This window comes from Bartonella sp. AC10YNML (assembly GCF_042196825.1).
In the GTDB taxonomy this organism is placed as follows: domain Bacteria; phylum Pseudomonadota; class Alphaproteobacteria; order Rhizobiales; family Rhizobiaceae; genus Bartonella.
Window position 1 is genome coordinate 1 of sequence record NZ_JBHIRA010000059.1, and the last position, 1,054, is coordinate 1,054.

Annotated in this window: 2 protein-coding genes and 1 pseudogene; all 3 read right to left on the reverse strand. The window is 34.3% G+C overall.

Features of this window, described 5'->3' with window-relative positions:
- Positions 1–125: pseudogene (locus ACFINA_RS09595) on the reverse strand (trwi protein); the annotation flags it as partial.
- A gap of 96 nt (positions 126–221) precedes the next feature.
- Entirely contained in the window at positions 222–926 is a 705-nt protein-coding gene (locus tag ACFINA_RS09600; protein WP_375615521.1) for a type IV secretion system protein, read from the reverse strand.
- The coding region (locus ACFINA_RS09605; protein WP_375606218.1) for a TrwH protein at positions 923–1,054 on the reverse strand (132 nt) is incomplete at its 5' end. The genes ACFINA_RS09605 and ACFINA_RS09600, both read right to left, overlap by 4 nt.

The following is a 1,054-nucleotide window of genomic DNA, read 5'->3' on the forward strand; positions in this document are numbered from 1 at the left end:
ATCGTGATTCCAATTGAAACGAAAGGTGTAATTGTAACAATTGCTTTTGAGGAAATACCCGTGACATATGTTTGTGTTACCTGGTTAATTTTATCGAAAAGTTGCGTGAACATAGTGAAGTTCATGGAATTCCTCTTTGACGAATTTTCAACTTTTTATCACTTTGGAACATAGATATATGCTAAACGCTTCATTTTCATTTATACATTACCTAAGTGTTTTCACCGTATGCTAGGCATCTCTTTTTTTTCATGGTTAAAAAATTTCATATCAAGTTCGCGTCTTTTCCTTTTGATAAGTGAGTATTCAGCTTTGCGTAAATGTGCTATCACTTGCATCTTTATAGATTCATTTTGGATCATGGCTAACGAACCATCGATATGTGCTTGAAGATCAGCAATGTCTTTCAGATTTTCTTTTGTTTCAAGTTCATCGAATAACTGTTTGAGGTATTGAAAACGATTTTCTATATGTTGAAAAATGTTAAAAGTTACCGCTTTATCTAAAGCCGATACAAATTCTAAACGAGCAAAAATAGACGCGCCTACTTGATCAAAAGTTCCAGAAATTTTGTTTTCTTCCTCCAATGCCTTTTGATATGATTCCGTTGAAAGCTTATCACTCTTATAGAGCGATTTTGGATCTTGGAGAAAAAAACTAGAAAAGTCTATTTGCTTTGGGTTTGTTTTCTGACTCTTTGTTATAGCCTGATAGGCTTTTTCTATTTGTGAAAGTTGTTCTTTTTTTAACTCAAGCTGTTTTGTTAAAAGCTTAATAATCTCCCCTTTTTTTAATAGATCAATAATCTCCCGATATTCTGCTGATGGATCAGGTTGTGAGTCTATATTTGCAGCTGCATTTGCTGGAGCTAGACTCAGCATTCCCAAAAGGGTAACCATTCCTACTATAATAAATTGCTTTTTCATCTGTCTCCTCGCTTGATTTCGGCAGGGATTGTTTTATTAATAGGCACGCGGTTCCTATCATTGGGCTGTTTTAGCTTTGGTGCTAATGCACAAGCCGATAAAAGGTTTGCAATCAAAATTATAAGAAT